At 44.5% G+C, this 20903-nt stretch carries 16 protein-coding genes; 1 reads left to right on the top strand and 15 read right to left on the bottom strand.

The window, feature by feature from the left end:
• Positions 1 to 58: 58 nt before the first annotated feature.
• Positions 59 to 2191, top strand: a complete 2133-nt coding sequence (locus tag CSE00_RS00695) for an AAA family ATPase (protein ID WP_127942681.1) — start codon at positions 59 to 61, stop codon at positions 2189 to 2191.
• On the opposite strand, the gene CSE00_RS00700 is transcribed toward CSE00_RS00695, so the two are convergent.
• The 15 genes from CSE00_RS00700 to CSE00_RS00770 all read right to left on the bottom strand — a co-directional run bounded on the left by CSE00_RS00700 (position 2188) and on the right by CSE00_RS00770 (position 20693).
• Positions 2188 to 2703 carry a DJ-1/PfpI family protein gene (locus CSE00_RS00700; protein ID WP_127942682.1) on the bottom strand — a complete coding sequence of 172 codons (516 nt, stop codon included), beginning with the start codon at positions 2701 to 2703 and terminating at the stop codon, positions 2188 to 2190. The two genes, CSE00_RS00695 and CSE00_RS00700, sit on opposite strands and share 4 nt — an antisense overlap.
• 14 nt (positions 2704 to 2717) lie before the next feature.
• Positions 2718 to 3293, bottom strand: coding sequence for a uracil-DNA glycosylase (locus tag CSE00_RS00705; RefSeq protein ID WP_127942683.1), 576 nt, complete (start codon positions 3291 to 3293; stop codon positions 2718 to 2720).
• 146 nt (positions 3294 to 3439) lie between these two features.
• Complete coding sequence (gene ftsZ / locus CSE00_RS00710) at positions 3440 to 4618, bottom strand: cell division protein FtsZ (protein ID WP_127942684.1); 1179 nt, start codon at positions 4616 to 4618, stop codon at positions 3440 to 3442.
• A complete protein-coding gene (locus CSE00_RS00715; RefSeq protein ID WP_127942685.1) occupies positions 4605 to 5837 on the bottom strand; it encodes a hypothetical protein in 1233 nt (410 codons plus the stop codon). Before CSE00_RS00715 ends, ftsZ begins: the two co-directional genes overlap by 14 nt.
• On the bottom strand, positions 5815 to 6768 hold the full coding sequence (gene rsmH, locus CSE00_RS00720) for a 16S rRNA (cytosine(1402)-N(4))-methyltransferase RsmH (RefSeq protein ID WP_127942686.1): 954 nt from the start codon (positions 6766 to 6768) through the stop codon (positions 5815 to 5817). The genes CSE00_RS00715 and rsmH overlap by 23 nt, the downstream gene beginning before the upstream one ends.
• Positions 6752 to 7192: a division/cell wall cluster transcriptional repressor MraZ gene (locus CSE00_RS00725; RefSeq protein ID WP_127942687.1), complete on the bottom strand. Its 441-nt coding sequence runs from the start codon at positions 7190 to 7192 to the stop codon at positions 6752 to 6754. The genes rsmH and CSE00_RS00725 overlap by 17 nt, the downstream gene beginning before the upstream one ends.
• A gap of 124 nt (positions 7193 to 7316) precedes the next feature.
• Positions 7317 to 7478 (bottom strand): 50S ribosomal protein L32, encoded by a 162-nt coding sequence (gene rpmF / locus CSE00_RS00730; RefSeq protein WP_127942688.1) that lies wholly within the window; start codon positions 7476 to 7478, stop codon positions 7317 to 7319.
• Positions 7479 to 7521: 43 nt separating this feature from the next.
• Positions 7522 to 9180, bottom strand: coding sequence for a F0F1 ATP synthase subunit beta (gene atpD, locus CSE00_RS00735; RefSeq protein WP_127942689.1), 1659 nt, complete (start codon positions 9178 to 9180; stop codon positions 7522 to 7524).
• On the bottom strand, positions 9180 to 10745 hold the full coding sequence (locus CSE00_RS00740; RefSeq protein ID WP_127942690.1) for an MMOB1660 family gliding motility ATPase complex subunit: 1566 nt from the start codon (positions 10743 to 10745) through the stop codon (positions 9180 to 9182). The genes atpD and CSE00_RS00740 overlap by 1 nt, the downstream gene beginning before the upstream one ends.
• 18 nt (positions 10746 to 10763) lie before the next feature.
• Positions 10764 to 14216, bottom strand: coding sequence for a hypothetical protein (locus tag CSE00_RS00745; RefSeq protein WP_127942691.1), 3453 nt, complete (start codon positions 14214 to 14216; stop codon positions 10764 to 10766).
• Positions 14216 to 14800, bottom strand: coding sequence for a hypothetical protein (locus CSE00_RS00750; RefSeq protein WP_161565520.1), 585 nt, complete (start codon positions 14798 to 14800; stop codon positions 14216 to 14218). Before CSE00_RS00750 ends, CSE00_RS00745 begins: the two co-directional genes overlap by 1 nt.
• Positions 14793 to 15734 carry a F0F1 ATP synthase subunit gamma gene (locus CSE00_RS00755; protein WP_161565521.1) on the bottom strand — a complete coding sequence of 314 codons (942 nt, stop codon included), beginning with the start codon at positions 15732 to 15734 and terminating at the stop codon, positions 14793 to 14795. Before CSE00_RS00755 ends, CSE00_RS00750 begins: the two co-directional genes overlap by 8 nt.
• Positions 15734 to 17251 (bottom strand): hypothetical protein, encoded by a 1518-nt coding sequence (locus tag CSE00_RS00760; RefSeq protein ID WP_127942694.1) that lies wholly within the window; start codon positions 17249 to 17251, stop codon positions 15734 to 15736. Before CSE00_RS00760 ends, CSE00_RS00755 begins: the two co-directional genes overlap by 1 nt.
• Positions 17251 to 18666, bottom strand: a complete 1416-nt coding sequence (locus CSE00_RS00765) for a hypothetical protein (protein ID WP_127942695.1) — start codon at positions 18664 to 18666, stop codon at positions 17251 to 17253. Before CSE00_RS00765 ends, CSE00_RS00760 begins: the two co-directional genes overlap by 1 nt.
• 23 nt (positions 18667 to 18689) lie before the next feature.
• Complete coding sequence (locus tag CSE00_RS00770) at positions 18690 to 20693, bottom strand: hypothetical protein (RefSeq protein WP_127942696.1); 2004 nt, start codon at positions 20691 to 20693, stop codon at positions 18690 to 18692.
• Positions 20694 to 20903: the final 210 nt, after the last annotated feature.

The following is a 20903-nucleotide window of genomic DNA, read 5'->3' on the forward strand; positions in this document are numbered from 1 at the left end:
TAGCACTTGACACCTTAGAGTGCTAGACATGCTATAATTGAACTAGCAAGGAGATCGCATGGAATTTAGTTTTAACCCTACCCAAGAGTCTAACAACCCACTCAAAGACTTCGGACGCAACTTAACCGACGAAGCAGCTCGTGGCAAATTGGATCCGGTCATTGGCCGGGACGACGAAATTCGTCGTATCATCCGGATTTTGTCACGGAAAACCAAAAATAATCCCGTTTTAGTCGGGGAGCCCGGAGTCGGAAAAACTGCCATCGCTGAAGGACTAGCCCAAAAAATTCTCAGCGGCGATGTGCCGGAAAACTTGAAAGACAAAGAAGTGATTGAAATTGACATCCCCGCTTTAATCGCTGGCGCTTCTTTCCAAGGTCAGTTCGAAAAAAGACTCAAATCGCTCATGAAAGAAATTAAGGAGGCTCAAGGCAACTTAATTCTTTTCATTGACGAAATCCACATGATTGTCGGAACGGGTAAAAACGCCCAAGGCGGAATGGATGCCGCCCAAATTATCAAGCCGATGTTAGCCCGCGGAGAAATGCGTCTAATCGGTGCAACTACGCTAGACGAACACCGTAAGTACATCGAACAAGACCCGGCTCTAGAACGTCGTCTCCAAAAAGTTTACATCGCCGAACCTTCCGAGGAAGAAACTGTCACCATTTTGCGAGGACTCAAAGATCGCTTTGAGTCTTACCACGGGGTGAGAATTCATGACAACGCCTTAGTGACAGCCGTTAAACTTTCAAGTCGTTACATTTCCGACCGTTTCTTGCCAGATAAAGCGATTGACTTAGTTGACGAAGCAGCCGCTGCGATCCAAACCGAAATGAACTCAAAACCAGAGAACCTAGAAAAAGTTGAGCAGCGCTTAGCAATGCTAGAGATGGAGAAAGTCGCTCTTTCCAGCGAAAAAGATCCTAAGTCCCGCGAAAGACTCGGCGAAATTAAAGATCGGATTGGGGAAACCGAAAAAGAAGTTAAGGCGCTTCGGAGCGCTTGGAATCGCGAGAAAGAAATTCTCCGTGACATCGGTAAATACAAAGAAAAAGTTGAGCAACTCAAAACTCAGCAGCAACGCTACCAAGCCGAAGGAGAGTTTGAAAAAGCTTCAATCTTGCTTTACAAAGAAATTCCTGACTGGGAGAAAAAACTCCAAAAAGCTGAGGAGCAAGCCGGGCAACGCGAAAACTCGATGATTAAAGAAGATGTAGACGAGGAAGAAATTGCTAACGTAGTCGCTAAGTGAACAGGCATTCCAATTACTAAACTGCTGCAAGGTCAACGCGAAAAACTACTAACTTTGGAAAAACACCTGGCCCAACGGATCAAAGGCCAAACTAACGCGCTTAGACTAGTCAACGACGCTATCTTACGTTCGCGAGCAAACGTGAATGACCCTAACAAACCAATCGGTTCGTTTATTTTTATGGGACCAACTGGCGTTGGTAAAACCGAAGTGGCTCGGGCACTGGCTTTTGAACTTTTTGACACCGAAAAAAGCATGATTCGGTTAGACATGTCAGAGTACATGGAAAAACACGCCGTTTCACGTCTAGTCGGTGCTCCTCCAGGCTACATTGGTTTTGACCAAGGTGGTCAATTGACCGAAGCAGTTAGACTCAGACCCTACTCGCTCATTTTGCTTGATGAAATTGAAAAAGCTCACCCCGAAGTATTAAACATTTTGCTGCAAGTCTTAGACGATGGCCGGTTAACTGACGGTAAAGGCAAAGTGGTTGACTTCAAAAATACAATTATAATCATGACAACTAACATCGGATCGCTTGACATTTTAGAGGGCAAAAAAAACGAGCAAGTTACTAAATTGCTCTACAAATTTCTCAGACCCGAATTTATTAACCGAGTGGACGAAATCGTGGTCTTTAACGCTTTAGACGAGGAAGCGGTTCGGCAAATAACGGTGGTTGAACTAGAAAAGTTATCCAAACGTCTAGCCGACAGAAACATTTTGCTCGAGTTTGACGCGGGGGTAGTTGATAAAATCGCCAGCGAAGGTTATGACCCGCTTTTTGGCGCACGGCCAATTAAACGTTACATCGTCAAAAACTTAGAATCCGATTTAGCTCGTAAAATCATTAGCAATGAAATAAAAGAACAAACCCAGTACGTGGTCAAAACACTTAACAGCGAGTTTGTCTTTGACGAAAAACGTCTCAACTAAACTTCAAAGTGACCGCCCAGCGCCTTCACAATCGCACGGGCAAAAGCCAAACTTTGTTCAAAATCGCGCGCGGTAATTAAGTTCTCCGCTATTTCCAGCGCGGTTTTTTTGTTGAACTTAGTTAGTCCATAACCTGGGTAGGCAGTGATGGCGCGTCCTTGAATAATTTCGGCTTTAACAAGCAGCTGGGGAGCGGCACAAATTGCTCCAATCAGTTTGTTGCTGGCGTTAAAACGTTTAATCAAACTAAGCACTTTGGCATTTTTGAGCAAAACGGCGTGACCTGGTCCGCCCGGAATGACCAAAGCGTCAAACTGGTCTCACTGGTCAATGCTGGACATTTTCTGACTGACAACTTGAGCCACGTACTTACCTTTGACTAACTCTTTGTCCTCGGGCGATACGATGCTGACCTGAAAACCAGCCCGGCAAAAAACGTCCACGCTCGTGATTAATTCAATGTCTTCAAAACCTGTGGCGGCTAAAACTAAAATTTTGGCGGTTTTTTTCATGCTCAAATTATACCTTATCAAGTAATGTCAGTCAGACGAGCGAGCTCCTGGAAAGTGTGTTGGCGGCGGTACTTAAAACTAAGCGGCGACGGGTGAGCGTCAACGATTGCTTGACTGCTAATAATTCGGCGGTAGTTTTTTGCTTCGTTACCCCAGAGCACCCAAATTGGTGCTTGACTTTTGTCGAGTCAACGAATCACTTTTTCGGTAAAACCTTGTCAAATGTGTTTGTGACTGTTAGGCATGTGCACGCGAGTAGTCAGCGAAGTGTTAAGTAACAAAACGCCCTGCCTAATTCAATGTCTAAGCGTTCGGTCAGCGTAAACTTTGCCTTGCACTTGCCGAATCTCTTGGAAAATGTTGCTGAGCGAGGCCGGGATCGGCGCGTAAGAATTAACGGCAAAAGCTCATCCGTTAGCTACTTCCGGCGTGGGGTAAGGGTCTTGGCCAAGAATAACCACTTTTATTTTGTCGGGTTCAAGCTTAAAAAAACTGAGCACTTGCTCGCGTTGAGGAGTAATTGGTTCGTTCCAATCAAGCGAGTCTAAAATCGCTTGACCTTCCTCAATTAAAACTTTGGGTCAGTCCATAGTCTAATTGTAAACAAAGCCGCGCAAAATAAAACCACCCGGGAGGGTGGTTAGCAGTTAGTTTCACTAACAAACGAGTATTTGCGTTTTCAAATCCGACCAATTCGCAACCAACTAGTTGGCCTTACTTCTTGATCATCTGGACTTTACCGACGCAAAAAACTCGGCAAGTCATCAGTCTCGTCTTCATCGACTAGCTCAAGTGAGTCATCGGCGCTGACCGGTTTAACACGCGTTTCTTCGCTAATGTGCATTTTAGCACTTTCCGGGAACGGGTCTTTAACCAGCAATTCACGCGTTCCCTCGTCTTCAAAATCAAGGTCAATTGTGTCCAGAACTTGCGACACTTGGTGCTTGATTTGTTCCTGAGTGAGCGGTTTTTGCTGTTTTAGACCAGTTGCTATCACGGAAACTTGGATGTCGTTACCAAGACTTTCAACGATTGAAACACCGAAAATGATGTTCAATTCGTCACCAGCGGCTTTTTTGATCGTCTCAACGGCTTTGTTAGCTTCATCAAGAGTGATGTCGCCACCGGAGATGTTAATAATCGCATCTTGGGCTCCGAAAATCGAAGCTTCTAGAATCGGACTGGAAATGGCGTGAGTAGCGGCTTTAATCGCTTTGTCTTGACCGTTTGCTTTACCAATTCCGATCAAGGCTGGACCTTTGTTGCGCATGACGGTCGTCACATCGGCAAAGTCTAAGTTAATTAGCGCCGGAAGCGCAATTAAGTCGGTAATCGTGCGGACAGTTTGCTTAAGCACTTTGTCAGCGTACATAAAAGAATCTTTTAACGAAATGCTGCCAAACTGTTGAAGTAGTTTGTCGTTAGAAACGACAATTAGCGAATCGACTTCGGCGCGTAAGTTATCTAATCCTACTTTCGCGTTGTCAATCCGCTTAGTTCCCTCAAAAGCAAAAGGTGTCGTTACGATCCCGATTGTGAGTGCTCCGAGCCCTTTGGCGACCTTGGCGATTACTGGCGATGCGCCAGTTCCAGTGCCGCCTCCCATACCCGATGCAATAATGACCATGTCTGCGCCTTCCAGTAGGTCGCGAATTTCCGACTCACTTTCCATCGCTGCCCGGTGTCCTTCTTCCGGATTAGCTCCGGCGCCTAAACCACGGGCACTTTTGCCAAGCGTCAATCGATCGTTTGCAATCGAGGAGTTAAGAGCTTGTTGATCGGTGTTAGCGACAATAAAATCCACCCCTTGAATTCCTTCTTGAATCATGGAATGAATCGTGTTGCTGCCACCTCCTCCAACTCCGATTACTTTGATTTTGACGATTGAATCTAAATGCTGTTTAGTTTCATCCATTTCTTCCTCCAATTCACTGGTAGATGCGATTTCAAATCCCCTTACCTTTTTGACTAACTAACTTAAAGTCGCTTAGCAAGTCGGGATTTGTTTCCACGATTGTATCATAATGAACACCGCTAATTTGATCACTCTTCTCCATTAGTTTGATTAGTCCTAGACTAGGCAGGTTGTGAGCGTTTCGCTCCACGAACGTCATGGGAGCGTAAGCTGACACGTTTTGTTGCCCTAGTCTTTGACGGGCAAATTCCTCCAAACCCTCTAAAATGCTTGCCTTACCAACGATGACAAACGGAAGATCCAAATACCGTGAACCTAACTTTTTTTCTAAGTAGCCGCGAACGACTAAAAGAATTCGAGCGAGGCGGATTTGGCAAAAATGGTTTAACCAACTGCTTGTTAGTCCAGGTTGATCTTGGGTAAGAGCAATCGACTGAGATGACTCTTTCCTTGCTAAATCAATGTTAACTAATAAAAGTCGCTCGATTTGCTCAGTTTCATAAGCAAGCTTTTGGCTGAGCGTTTCCAGTCAACTTAGGTAACCGCTTTGGTCTAACCGGAGCATCAAAACTACGGCGTGGTTTTTAATTAAAGTTAAGTAGGTGTGTTTACCACTTAAATCTAAGGTGACCACTCCTTGCGATTGAGCTCCATCGGACGCACTAGCTAAAGCGCGAGCTTGGGGAGTCAAAACAATTTGGTTAATTTTTAGTTCGTGGACTTGAACAAGTTTGTTGATAAAACTTTCAATTTGCCGACTAATTGTTGTCAGCGCCAGAATGGCAGTCAGTTTTTGACCGCGTTTATTGAGAGGTGCACTGTTGTAATTTTTGACCACTACATCGTGAACCTGAAAACGAAGTGGTTGAACTAAAATCAACGCTCGCTGACTAGTCGTGTTTTTCTCACGAACTAGTGCCAGCAAGTTATCAATGTCTTGCCGTTGCACAAGTCCGTTAGGAATTTTAATCGACTGGCTAGTTAAGTTAATTTGTTGCTCCACTTCATCAAACGGGTCAAGAATAATTGAAACACGAGAGATTTTGCCACCAACTGATTTCTCAACGGATCGCAAAGTATCCTTAATGAAAAGGTGGTAATCGACCCAAGTAGACCGAGCGTTAAAGAGTTCAACCGTTGCGGTTGGCAATTTCTCGTAAACTTGGATGCCGATTGCATCTTTCTGAATTAAAAAGTTAGTGATGATGTTGCGTTTCATGTTTATTCTTAGGTTGCTTGGTGTTAATTAAAACACGGAGACGAGCCGAACGGGACCGTTTGTTTTTGGTTATTTCACTCGGTTCCGGTCGGAAACTTTTGGCGCGGTAGTTCGTAGTTTGAACAACCGGTAATTTGTTGTTTTCTTGGTCGGTCAAAGCGCTAAATTCACGTTTAACTATTCGATCTTCACAAGAATGAAACGTGATCACAAGCAACCTGCCCTGAGGATTAAGACGTTTGGTAGCTTGCTCTAACATGCTTTTGAGCCCGCCTAGTTCATCGTTGACCGCAATTCTTAGCGCTTGGAAAACTTGTCGAACGACATTTTTCCGGCGCACTAACGGAGCGGGCAGCGACTCCCTAACAATTCTCGCTAACTCAAGCGTAGTTTCAATTGGTCGCTTTGCTACCAGCGCATTCGCAACTCGGTGAGCGAGTTTTACATCTGCGTTATTCCGGAACAATTGCGCTAACTGATTGGCGCTCGAGTGGTTGACAATTTGGTGAGCATCAAGCGTTTGACTTTGGTCCATTCGCATGTCAAGCCGGGCGGCTTTGGAATAGGAGAATCCGCGGTGGGCCTGGTCAAACTGTGGGGAAGATACGCCTAAATCAGCCAAAATACCGTCAACCTTACCAACGCCAAGCCGATCAAGTTCTTCGTTAAGATAACGAAAATCTCGGTGTACAAGTCGGAAGTTAGTGCGGTTTTCTTGACTTAGTCTGCGCTGGCAAAACTCAATTGCCTGCAAGTCTTTGTCAAAACCGATTAACAATCCCGCCTGATCAAGTCTGGCTAAGATGGCCTGAGCATGAGAGCCCCGACCAAGAGTTAAGTCTAAGTAAATTCCCGTTGGTTTGATGGCTAGTTCGCTCAGAACTTTATCCAGCAAAACCGGAACATGCTCTGAATTAGAACTGACCGCCATCTTCCAACAGTTTTTGAGCTAACTCCTCAAGCGATTTTCCACCACTGTGGTCTTTTTGGAACTTTTTAAACGTCTCGGCTGGCCAAAGTTCAACTTTGTTACCAACTCCGACGAAAACAACGTCCCTGGTGATTTGCGCTCCTTGGATCAAGTGGTCGGGCAACATGACTCGACCTTGACCGTCAACATTCAACTCGGCGGTGTTACCCAGCAAAAGCCGGGCGAAAATTCGCGCCTTAGAGTTAAGCATGTTGTTGCCAAGTAATTTGCTTTTCCACAAATTGAACGAGTCGGCGTCGCGTAGTTCGAGTACTTTGTCGGGTCCGATTGTAGCGTAAAAAACCATTCCGAGTTCCTGACGGAGCTTCACCGGAACGATTACCCGCTTTTTTTGATCAAGTGACCGTTCAAAGTTACCGAACATATTTACCACTTTCTACCACAAATCACCACTCACATTATAGCGAGTTTTTTGGGAGAGACGAGTTTTTTTAAGCCGCTAAAGAAAACCATCCCCGGGTGAACCCGGTGGATGGTAAACAAAAAAATTAATCGTTAGTTTTATGAAGGTCGGTTCTTTTTTGGTACTTGACCAAGCGGTGGGGTACTTTTGTGCCGCTAACGTTGACTAGGTTAGGCAACTTAATAGCGTGGTGTGCCCGTCGCTTGTTTTTGCGAGATTTAGAAGTTTTTCGTTTTGGGACTGCCATCGGTACCTCCTCTTAGTTTTTGATTATAACACCAGAACCGCAACTAGACTTGTGATTTATTAACTCCGTCGTCATCGGCATTAACATCTAGCACGACTGTTTCTTCTAGACCAGCTTCTTTGATCATGCGCTCTTTTTCACGTTCAATCGCACGCAGTTGTTTTTTCTCGCGGGAAGTTAACTTTTCAGGCTCTTCAACAGCTGGTGGCTGATCTAAGTCAGGGGTCTGAGTAATTTCGCCCTCCTCGCGCTTAGTTTGGTATTCGTCTAAAACATCTTTGATGTTGGCCTTGTAAAGAAACAGCTCCTCGGGAATGTGGTTGAGCTCACCCGTAATGATGCGGGCAAAACTATCAATCGTGTCTTCCAAACTAACCGAAGCGCCCTGAATGCCTGAGAAACGTTCGGCGACGATAAAGGGTTGAGTTAAAAAATTTTGCAAACGCCGGGCAGTCGCGACGATGTGTTTGTCTTCGTCAGTTAGTCCGTTGAAACCAAGAATCAAAATAATGTCTTGGAGTTGATTTAGTTGTTCAATGAACTCTAGCACGCGCGTAGCGACTTCGTAATGGAGTTGGTGAACCGATCCGCGAGCCAGAAATTTGGAGTTAGACTCAAGCGGGTTAACGGCTGGAAAGCGACCTTGAGCAGCGATGTTTCGATCCAAAATAATTGTGGAGTCAAAGTGGGCAAACGCAGCTACCGCTGAAGGGTCACTCAAGTCGTCAGCCGGGATGTAAACCGCCTGCATGGAAGTAATTGAACCTTCTTTGGTTGAACCAATTCTCTCTTGGAAAATACCCATCTCCCACGATAGAGTCGGTTGGTAACCAACCGCGGAAGGTAGTCTTTCTAGGAGCGAAGATAGTTCGGCTCCGGCTTGAACGTAGCGGAAAATGTTGTCCACGAAAAGCAAAATGTCTTTTTTAAGCGTGTCACGGAAATACTCAGCTACTTTGACGCCGGCAAAAGCAGCCCGGTAACGAGCTCCAGGCACCTCGTTCATTTGAGCATAAATGAAAGCGGTTTTTTCCAGAAATTTAAGGTCTTTGGCTTCCTGCCATAGTTCGTGTCCTTCGCGAGTTCTTTCGCCAATCCCAACAAACACCGACAGTCCGTCGTGGTTTTTAATGAAGGAGTTGATTAACTCTTGAACGACAACAGTCTTACCGACTCCAGCCCCTCCGAGCAATCCAACTTTTCCACCGCGCGGAATTGGTAAAAGTAAGTCAATCACCTTCACGCCCGTTTCAAGTATTTCGTTGGAAAGCACGCTTTGGTAAGACTCTTTCTCAGTTCGTTCTACGTCAAGAATTTCCAGACGAGCACTAGCTTTGATTTTGTGTTCGCTAGCATCGTAAGGACGTCCGAGCAGATCCATCACCCGACCCAGAATTTCTCGACCAACGGGAATGGTCACCCCTAAGTTGTCAGTCGTAACCACATTGCCAAGTCCGGTTCCATCGACTTTAGTTAGGGCGTAAGCCCGTACCGTATTGGTGTCAATCAGTTGGGCCACTTCAAAAAATTCTTGCGAACCATAACTAGTGTCAACTTGTAAGAGAGCGCCAATTTTAGGAATTTTCCCGGTTCCAAAACGCACATCAATTACTTGCTGGTTAATCGCAACAATGCGACCAATTAGTTTTCGGGTCGATTTTTTAGACCTGATTCGCGGAGTTTTTACTTGAGTTTTAGCCATTATTTACCTCCTAAGTTGCGCGCCACGTTTTTGTAAATCCGGCCGTCATCGCGAATGTCCCGGTAAAGTTCAACAAAACGGTCGTTTTTGCGGATGTGCGGGTACTGCATAATCAAGAAGTACTTGAGCATCGGCAAAACAATTTCGCGGTTGACTAACTCCGAAAAGGCTGGTTTGACTTCACTAGTTGAGATCATCTTACGAATGTGACGACCAAGAAAATCGTTTTCCATGTAGGTGTTAAGTAGTTTTTTGATGAAGACGATTTCGTGGGTTGTTTCAAAAAAGTTAAGGTAGCCTTGCTTGTAAAGCGTCAAGAGCAGCGTACCAGTCTCGTAAAAAAGTACATCTAACTCAGGTTGAATTAAAAGCGCCGTTAAAACACGTCCTTTTTCCAAAATTGTCGCGTTTTGACCTTGGGCTCCTCCGGTCAAACGAGCTAATTTACGAGTTTCCTCGTACTGAGAAATAGTCAACTTGAGTCCGCTCGACACGCTGGCCAAAGCTTTGGTTTGAGCTGCGGAACCAACCCGGGAAACCGAGAAAGGCACATCAATCGCCGGACGTTGACCGGAGTTGAAAAGTGTCTTAGAGGTAAAAATTTGTCCATCGGTAATCGAAATCACGTTGGTTGGAATGTAAGAAGTAATGTCACCAGCTTCAGTTTGAACAATTGGCAGCGCGGTTATCGAACCGCCTCCAAAGTTCTCGTTAAAGCGACCAGCACGCTCTAGCAATTTGGAGTGAAGGTAGAAAATGTCACCCGGGTAAGCTTCACGAGCTGGAGCTGAACGAATCAGAAGCGCCAACTCACGGTAAGCATCTGCGTGCTTTGAAAGATCGTCGTAAACAATCAAGACATCGTCGCCGTAAGTTTCCTGCAAGTACTCAGCGATCGTAGCTGCCACGAAGGGCGCTAACCATTTTTTGGTCGCGACTGTTTCGGCTGAAGCGGAAACGATCACTGAGTTTTCCAAAACTCCGCCTTGCTCCAATTTGCGGTAAACATCTAAGACCGAAGTTTTTTTCTGACCAATCGCTACGTAAATAACTTTTGTGTCTGAGCCTTTCTGAGCCACCATCGCGTTTAGGGCGATTGAAGTTTTACCAGTTTGACGGTCACCCAAAATTAACTCTCTCTGTCCGCGTCCAATCGGAATCGCTCAATCAACAGCCGCCAAGCCAGTTATTAGTGGTTGGTTGACGAAGTCGCGAGCGTAAATTGGCCGGGCAATTCGGAAAATTGGTCGACGGACTTTCGCGCTGGAACGTACTTTCGGACGATGGTCGCTCATCACTTGTCCGTCAATGTTAATGATGTTACCCATAATTTGCTCGGTAAATTCAATTTCAAACTCACGACCTGTCGGTTTGCAAATGTCGCCAACTTCAATTGGTTGCACGATAGAAACATCAAAAAGAGCAATGTCAGCGTTTTGTTCGTTAGCACGCATAACAATACCCCGGGTTTGATTGGGAAAGCGAACAATTTCGTTGAGAATGAAATTGTACTTTCCACTTACTTGGACGATGTAGTCCTTGATTTTTGTTACTTTGAGAGCCATAATTACCTTCCTTACATTCTACCCAATCGGCACGAAAATTCCGAGTACGACCAGTGTGAGAGCCGCGACAACGAAGACCGCAAAGACAGTCCGTGAAATTGCCAGCGAACGACTTGTGAGTATTTGACGAGAGAATTTACGTCAAGTTAGCGCCAAGCCGACCACGCTAATCATACTTAAAATTGCTCCGGCCACGATAATCGTGATTTTAGCGGAAGCGCTCGATTTGTAGACCGCTTCAATAAACTCACTACCGTAGGGAACTTGGAGCGACAAGTAGCGCACAAGGTCGCTTTTAAGCAAGTCTTCGGCGATAACCGGCGCTTGGTCACGACTGCTGAGTCCGCTGATGAAATAACGAATGTTGTAATAACCAGCGTTAACCCCGACACTCGTAATTGTGTTTGGTTCGTAAGCCGCATCTCCCAGCGCTTTGCGCAACACATTCTGGTCTTTCTTGCTTAGTTCGGGGTGTAGTTCCAAGTACTTAGTGATGATTGATTCAAGGTTACGACCGATGGCTAAATTTTCTATGTAAGTTGAAGTGGTACGACCACCGAAGTACTCGTAACGGAAAACTTCATCGTTTTCCACAATCGCTCTAATCGCTTCCCGAACCACTTTGCGAATTTCATCCGCGTAATCGGCATTTTCAATTTTTCCGGCTGTGATTTCGTCAATGATTTGTCCAAGGGCGCGGAAATTGCCGCCGATAATTTCGGTCAAGACTTTGTCAAGCAAATGGATCATGTTTTGAGCTAGACGCGCATTTTGGGGATCGCGGTAACTTTCGGGTTTAAGAATGTCGCCTTTGCCATCTAAAAACCAACTGATAAAGTTTTGGCGATCGGAATCCTCTAGGTAGCGGGAATACAAACCGTTATTAGTAATGAAAGCCAAAATTGAACCTAGTTCTTCGCTCCCGTTGCTTACTTTGGTAAAGTAGGCTGATTTAGCGTAGTAAAGCTGCATGTCTCTCAAAATCTCTGACATTTGACTCGTGTCAATCAAGCCTAAAACATCCGGGTTAATCCCGATTGCATCATCGCGTTCAGTCTCTAAGTACTCGCCCATGTAAAGAGCTAAAACACCGCCTTTTAAAGTGTCAAAGTTGTCTTTCTCAAGTTTAAACAAAACGTTTAACGCTTCGCTAAGCGGTTGGGAAATGATGTGCATCACAATTTGAAGCGATTTTTTTCACTCCGGCGTTGAAGTGTCAATGTTTGAACCATCAACGGGCGCTTTGTTTTTGTTCTTGACATCAGCATCCAAATCCCAAGGCAAATTTCTAGCGGCTACTTCCTTGATAATCTCGGTGATGATTTCTTGCATCTCCTCAGTTAAAGCTGCGCCGGACCAATAACGGACAATTGCGTCGCTAATTTGCATTAAATTTTGACCTTGAATACCAGTGTTATTGACGATTCTTTTCTCAATGAACGATAACTTGGTGGAGGTGTCGCTCATTAAGTAATAGTTCTGTTCGCGGAGGTTATCGGTAATCCCGAACTTTTTTTCCAACCAAATCGCGTAGCGGTTAGTTGAATCAACTAGTCGCTGGACAATGTTTTGCCCGGTATTAGGAATTAAAATCGGGTTGCCTTGCTCGTCAACTAAGTCACGACCCGTCTCAGGATCCTCAGCAACAAGTTGGTGGTAGACTTTGTTCTTGTTAATTATTCCGCCATTTTCGTCTTCGTAGTAACTTTCGTAGGTGACTGGAAAAACTGGATATCCTTTAGCCAAAGGCGGGTTTGGGAACCAAGCCAGGTTGGGTTCAATGAAATATTGGTCAGCTGAGTCAATGCTTCCCGACCAGTTAGCGTAAACATAACCCACTATGTGTTTGTAAAGTTCGTCAATGTCGGCCTTGGCTTCAATGATAATAATTCGTTGTCCTTGGGTAATGTCTTCAATCGGATTCACGCCAGTTGGCGGTTCAAAGAAAAACTTGTCACGTCAATTTTTGTTTTCGTAATTCTGCTCATCAGTCGGCGGAACTGTAGGGTTAATTTGCATGACACCCTTTTGCAAGATTAAATCAACTTGTAGTCAATTGACAGTTTTTCCACCGGTCGACAACTCGTGTACATTAGTTGAGATTGAAATTGGCGAGACTCCTTGCGCCACTTCGTTAAAATCGCGGGTGTTAATTGCGAACTTGCTCGGATTAACTTCGATGTTTAATTCGGTGTCAAAATTAATTTCCAAAATGTTGTTTTGACCGTCAAAAACATCGGAACCCTTGTTATTAAACTTGAGCGATTCGCTCCACTTTGTGCCGGGAGCCATAAAGAAGCGCAAATGTTCGGCTTCCTCAATTTTTTGCCCCATGGCTGGTACATCAATCTCTTGACGTCAGTTAGAAAGGTTCAGCGCAATGTTGAAACTGTCACTCGTGTCGCCCGGATCGTAAAGCGGCGCGCTAGGATCAAGCGGATCTTCGCGGTAAGGGTAAGAAGTGTCGTTAAAATTGGTAATCATTTTCATGTGATTTGGACTGAGTGAATTGTCAAGAATTCCGTAAGTGAGCGCTTGGACAGCCGAATCGCTCGTGTCAGATTCCACGCCAAAGTGAACTACTTGGTTTGAACTTGACGGTTTAATCATGATCTCTAGCGTTGAATTGTCGGCAGTTTTGGCTAGGCGAACAACATCGGTTAGTTTTTTGACTTCTGGCGTTTCCTGACTAGCAAAGTCATAAACGTGTCCATCAAATCTGTCGCGAATGAAAATCGTGTTGTTATCAGCTAATTCTTGAAGGGTAAAGTCAGAATCGCTACTGCTAACTAGGTCCTTTAATTCGTTGTTTTGGTTATTAAGAATTAGTTGGTACTCGCCCGACTGGGAATCAGGGTCGTTTTCGTCTTTGAGACTAAAAACGTAACCTTCGTTGTCTGGCACTTGGGCTAAGTTAATTTGCGCCACTTTGTACATGAAATCGGTTGGAATGGTAACTTGGGCACCGCTGACATCCGTTGCGCTAGCGCTAAAAGTGTCAACCACGCTCTCTGGGCGACGAATCTTAAGATCAACATCGCGGCCAAGCACCTTGAACTGGTTCAAAGTTCTGAAAGCTTTGTTAACTTCTGTGCGGTTGGTAAATTGCGTTTCTAAGCGCTGAGCGCGCTCTCTGATGCCGGGAATCTCGGGAGCATTAATCGCCGCGACAATCGTGATTAAGGCGTTATCGTAGATGCCCCGAATTTCATCGGAGTAAATGTCTAGAGCTACCAGACCCCGGATCAGCGCTTGAACTTGACGCGTGTTGTTGTTTTCCGTCGGTGAAGGCAAAGTAGGAATCGTGTAAAGAGTCTGGGGGGTGTCTCCATCGGCAAGTGGTTGAATCGCTTGCCCAACCGAATGAGACGGAGATTCTAAGGTGCTGGAATGAGCAAGAGCTAATCCGCTTGAACTGAAAAGAGTTAAAGTGCTCGCAAAAACCGTCGCTATTCAAGAACGTAATTTCATTAGGCCAACTCCTCCTGCAACAACGTGCGGTTTTCCCGGATGATGCGCCTAATCATCACATCCAACAAATAGTGGCGAACAAGCGAATTACGGGCTTGTTCGTAAGCATCTTCTACGTCAAGTCGTTGTTCGGCTTGGAGAGCCGATTGCTTAGACAAGTCAGTTAACCGACGGTTAGCCAGTTGAATTTCCTTTTGAATCGCTGAGTAGTAAGAGCTAAAAATGTCGCTCGCTAAAGCTGACTTAACTAAACGAGGATCGCGGTCAGCGTAAGAGCGAATTAAGTGCGAAATGTACTGAATATCAACGTACTTAAGGTCTTCCGAACACATTAGCAATAACCCTTTTTGACTAGCAACAAAGAAAACACTTGAAGCTAGAAAGTCGTAATACTTATCAAATTCGTCCCAAACTCTAATCCAAGTCGTTTCGTAAGATCCGACTGTTTGCTTTTTAGACTCGTCGGATAAATCAAATCGCAAAACGCCCTGAGTGAAGTTAAAAAGACGCACGCGGGTTGGTTTCGCCGCGAAAACTTCGTTAAAAACTCGCGAAATTGAAATTAATTCCAAAGGTTTAAGCATCGGACCTCCTTTTTGGGACTGGTTGATCATCTTCTAATCCGATCACCGAGAAGGCCACTGCACTCGTAATCAGTTCGTTGGTAATGTTTTCTTTCCGAACTCTTTGCATCATCGCTTGGACGCGTTCAACTTCGCTCTTAATGTTGTTTTCTTTGTCTTCAAGCGACTGAAGTTCACGGGTTTTTAGCGAAAGGCGGTACTGAATCATTGATTCATAAACTTTCAGTTCAATCGCCAACTTAGCAATTCTCTCAGCCACCGAACTTAAGTCACGTCGTCAAGTCACTTTACTAAGGTCAATCTCTTCAATGATTGAAATTGCTGAACCAAAGTTTTCTCAGTCGTGTTTAGTTAATTTCTTAGTTTTGTTCTCAAAGGGGTAAATACTTAGAGACACGACTCTTTGCTCAATAGCGCTCAAGTAAATTAGTTGGGCCTCAACGAACATCAAGTCGCTGTAACCGCGGTAAATTTGCCAGGAAATACGCCGGTAAATTGAAGGATCATCAATGTCTTGGAGACTCATCTGTTTAGCTACATTGATTCCGCGCTTTGTCAAAAAGTCAGCTAACTCCCGACCGATGACAACGTAAATATCGTTAGCAGTGTGATTTTTGGAAATGTATTCGTTAATTAACCGGTGGGCATACTTTCCTAGGCGATCCGAGCTTGGGTTTGCCATTACAAAGTAAAGATTGCGTTTCTTAGGCACTCGCGACTTCTCAACTAGGAACATAGCCGGCTCGTAAACGTTGTACTTCCGGTACAAATCAATCATGTAATTGTTGAAAACGGTGTAAGAAAAGTTGATTTGGTCAATCTTGTCTTTGATCTCGCCAATTTCACGAATGATCTGGATCTTTTGGATGTTAATCACGCGGGTGAATTCTCCAAAAGTCTTGATCCGATTCTTGAGTTGTCTTAAATTAGCCACTAATCCGTTCCTTTACCGATTGCGCCACCACGCTTCATGCGACGTGATCCGTCAGTTTTGCTTTTAGCGCTAGAAACTGACTTTTTGGCTTTTTGCGATTTAACGCTCGAAGTTGAAGATTTTTTAAGCGCCTTTGCCCGACTTGTTTGAGAAGTCGGTCTTTTGCCTTTGTTTCGCTTAGAAGAAGTTTTTTGGCTAGAGCCCGTAGTTGCCTGACTTGGAACAACTGTTGGCAGTTCGTTATCTAGGTAAGTTGGGTTGGTTAAACTCAATTGATCCTCTTCAAAGTGACGAGAAGATTTTTGGCTTTTTTTGCTAGACTGCCCTGAACTCTTGCGGATCTTTTTGGCAAACCAACGTTTAGTAACCACAGGTGCATCGTCTTTGGTAGAAACAGGGTTTTTAACCACGACTTTGTCTTCGGTCTGAGGACTAAACTCGTCATCAAGAGCAGTGGTTGGCAATGTGCTTTCGTGTTGCATTAGTTTAGCGTCAAATTCAAGTGTTTTTTCCAGGGTTTTTTCGGCTTGAATCATTTTCTTGCGCTCTAATTTGCGGCGCTCACGGCGCGCTTTAAGAGAATCGCGCTTAGATTTGCGCGGTCTTCCGTCATCTTTAGCTCGAAATCCTTCGTCTGGTTGAGGAGAAGGTTTACGACGAGTTTTGGCGTCAGCTTCTTCTTGAGCAATCTTAGCCAAAGTTTGCTGCATGTTAACCACGTCGTCACTAACAGCCACAATTTGTTGTTTTTGCTGGTCTTGGTAAGTTTGGAAATCATGGTTGAGACGAACTAGTCTTTCGTGTGAATACAGCAAAATCGTGCTTCGGCTCTCAAAGTTAACGCGCGCCAAGATGAAATCACCTAGTTGAACATAGTAACCGCGACGTACGTTTTCGTCTAGAGCAAAAGTAAAGTTTTCCACGATCGGACGGTCGCTGATACTTAGTTTGTTGTCTTTGACTAGACGATCAAAAAGTTTTTGCCAAGAAATGGCACGTATTTCGGAAACAAACTTCGGACTAATTCGCGAAGCCAAAAGAACTTTGTCAACGTAAACAACTACCTCAAAGAAGAGTTCGCTTGAAATCTCAACGCCGACTCCAGTTGATAAAGTCGCAAAAATTTCGTCCGTAAAAATAGTGATCACATCAAGCACTTTGTCCACGTCTCAATTACGATTGAAGTTGATTAAAGAGAGTTGAACCGCTATGAAAGATAGTCCCACGTAAGCACCGCTGTCAATTACATCTTGGTAAGTTGCGTTGATGCGACGGCGCGCCAGATCGTAGTTTTGAGCGATTGATTCGCGAGTTAACTTCATCAACTCTTCGTTTTGACGATCGTTTTGCGTACTATCGATCAGGAAGTTCATTGAGTCAGTAGTACGAATAATTTCGGTGAAACTTTCGCGACCTGGGTCTTGGTTAAAAGGGATCGTTTTTTGATCGAGTTCGTTTGACACGCCAGTTTCGGCTAACATGTCCTCTTGATTGTTCTTTTTGCTAAATAAAGCCATTACCTTACCTCCGTGGTAGTCGTTGTCGGACTAACGAGCGTTGCTTGACGACGATCTGTTAAGTGTTTAACAAACCCGTACCCGACCAAGTAAATTAAATCAATTGTAATACTAATCATCTCAGGTGCAAGCGCGATGAGCAAAAAGAGAACGATTAGTTTATCGGCCACGATGTTCATAATTGCGATCGTGTTTTCCACGAAAACAACTGTGAAAACTAGACCGACAATCGCTGCCGTGGCGGCCATGCTAACTCCGATGAGAATTCGGAAGTACTTTGAAAAAGTGATTAAGTTGCTGAAATGAGCCCAAGCCATACCGCTTACGACCGTTAAGCAAGTCACAAACAAAATCGCGTAAGACATCGTAGCGTACTCTTTGGCGTGCGGATAAATAACGGGCAAAAATTCAACGGCGGTTAAACCTACAAGAGCAACTGCAATCACATAAGAGCGCAGTACCAACTCGTTAATAATCGGGTTGGTTCGGGGAATATTTCTTAACCGAGCGTTAATAAATAAGTAGAGCATGAAAGCCAGCAGAAAAGCGCTGTCTATTCCGACCACTACTCAAAGCAAAGTTTGTCATTTGATACCAAAGGCAAATTTAATTGAGATTGCCAACATAGCACTGAAAGTGACTGCGGTTGGAAGAGCGCCCAAATAGCGGTAAACTTTTCAAATACTTCGCTTGCTAGAGGGATTAAGCTTTAGAGTGGCAGCAATGCCAATTGCCATAATGGTAACGCCAATTACCCAAGGCAAAAAAGCTCCGAGCATTATGTCAAGTTGCCTAATTTGACTAACGTCGTAAAGGCGCCAAATTAAGTACGCGTTTAAACTGACAACCACCGGCCCAATCAACGTAGCTAGTGTGCGCCATTTTGCGTTGGGATAAATTCTTGAACGAGCCAAGTTAAGAACAAGAGCGTAGAACGAACTGGACGCAGCCATAACGATTTGCAAAATCACAATTATTCAAAGTAGGGAGCGGTAATCGGGTCCTTCCATAGTTTCTATCAAGGATATCCCCGTCAGCAAAGTAACTGGCGCAATTAAATAACCTATCATCTCCCAGAAACTGATTTTATGGGGTCGACTCCGGGACCAGAACTGAACTACTCCACAAACAAAAAGGAGCGATATAAGCGTTAATCAGTTGATTAAGATCATTGGGCGTTCACCCTCTCAAAATTTAAATCGGTTAGCAATGTAATGAGCATCATCGTTGCCAATGGCCGAGTAGACGACAAAACCGATCACAAAAGCGTGGATGATCACTATTAGCAAAACGTAAAGACGTTGACTAAAACGACTTCTCTGTCGAAATCCAACTGGCAGCATGTACGGTTCAATACTCATCACGTTTGCGATCCGAGTATTGTTATCAACGACGCTTTGGTTAATGTTTGCCATGTTGCTCCTTACTACTACTTTCCCTAGCCGTTAGCCGGTCGCGGCTGAGCAAAAACAATCGTTTGCTCGTAAGCCTCGCGACGACCAGCCCTTTCAAGGTGAACAATGATCCGGGTGTCTCTCCGACCAACTTGAGGGGGCTGATAATCAACCCGGTAATTAATGTCCTTAGGAATGCCACGAACCATTTCGGGAGTAACTTCTAAAACTGGTTCTCCGCTTAGATCCACCGCAATTTTAATTAGATTGGGCGAAAAGATTCGGGCGTTAGAAAACATGTTTTGGTCGCGAAGCGAGTTTTTGTGCTCCTCACGGCTTTGTTTAAAAGTGATTTGTTTACCAATGATGACAGATTTGGTCAAGGTGCCAACTTTCACATTTACCTCAACCTCTTTCGCGTTAGCGGGCGGACGTAAGTACCGCACCGATAAAACTCGGAAACGAGGGTTTACCTCAAACAATCCGGCTGGTAGGTGACTGGTCGGGAAGGGAGGCAGTAAATCTTGGTTGATTTGAATGTCGCCTGGACCAATTTTTCCGAGTTGGTAATCATTGTACGACTCGTTAAGTTTGATCCATTTTTCAAAGGGTCACTCCACTAGGTTATTACCATAGCGCTCAACGGCAATAATTCGAAAAGTCGCGTAACGCGAGTCATCTTTAAAACCAACGAGTTTAATGTCCTTAATTGACTCGTACCGGTAGCCGGGCACGATCGTGGTAGATTTTTTAAGTTCACGATCCAAAGTTTCATCTCCGCGGTAAAGATCGTGTAAAACGACTGGATCATAAAAACGACTGCTAATGTCAACCGAACCGTTTTCAACTCGAATTGTTTGCCAACGACCGCTGACATATTGTCGCTTAGAGTACTTGAACTCTAAACGTTTAGGAATTAACAAGTTGACAGAACGATAGGAAACGACTAACGTCATGTCAACAAAACGATCGTCCTCGCGAATTTGGTCGTAGTGGTATTCCACGTCAACTAAGCGCAGATTTTGGATCGGACCTTGGTAACTAAACTGCTCAGCCCGAATAAACGTGGGCGGAGCTAAGCGGTTAAGGGGCAAATAAACAAAGTCGCGTGGTTTGATTCGACTGACAAGATTTTCGGCTTCTTCGCGAATGGTCTGACCAAAATCAAACTCAACTTGTTCGTTAAAAATCCGACCGTCGTAATAGTACTCAACTTGTAAGTAAGAACGGGTTTCATCAATGCTTGCCGGCGGCATGTAGATTACTTTTCGCAGTTTGGCCCCTGATTTAGCCGTCACGATTGAACTACTAATTTTGATAGGCGGAGCACCCCTAACAAAAGAACGATCAACGCTGTAATGTTTCACTTGATTGAGTGGAATTATTAGTCCCTTTTCAATCGCAACTTCTGTGTCAACGGTGATTTGACTAGTTTGCGCTGGTCGATCAACTTTGATGTACTGAGTTTTTTCAACTTGAGGTTCAAGTCTTTTTTCAACCGAGTTGCTAGTGATAATCGGTAACTGGACTTTGTAAGTTTTTTCAGTCTCGGGTGACTCGCTCGAAAGATGGTACTCAATCATGGCGTAGCCTCGGAGATTTTCGCTCTCGGTGTCAAAGTTTTTAGGCACATTGATAAATGGTTTGGCCGAGTAGACCACCCGGTCTACGACCACGTCCTCATATTTAGCATCAATGTCTTGCGGTTGAAGATGACGGTAATTTTTCTTGATCAACGAATCTGGGCGAATCTCAAACGAATCAGGACGGCGAATTTCTTCAAGACGTTGGTTTCAAGTGTAGGCAAATGGCAAATCAAAAATGTTGTTAACTCGATCGCCAGTTTTGCTTTCGGCTAAAACTTCTAAACGACCAACCTTTTCGTTGCCAACCGGATGGCGGTAATCAAGACTGATTAAGTTTCAACCCTTACTCAAGGTAAGGTCTTTCTCAGTCACATTGGCAAGCGGATAACCAACTAGCAGTTGCTCGTTAAAAGCAGCTACAATCTGTTGATTTTCCGATGAATTAACTAGTTTTACTTTCATAATAGTTTACCACACAATTATAAAACAAATAGCGTGTAGTTCTCCATTTTTTTTCCTATCCTAACCGTCTTCTCCGGTGACGGATAACCAGCGTAATCACCGTCGCTACCGCGGCAAAGAGTCCCAGAATGGAAACCGCTAAAATCGTGGTCAGTAGTTGACCTGAAATAGTTGATTCAGGCACTAAGAAATCGATTTTAATGCTCACGG

The organism is Mycoplasma sp. ATU-Cv-703 (assembly GCA_004011965.1).
In the GTDB taxonomy this organism is placed as follows: Bacteria; Bacillota_I; Bacilli_A; order Mycoplasmatales; family Metamycoplasmataceae; genus RYZV01.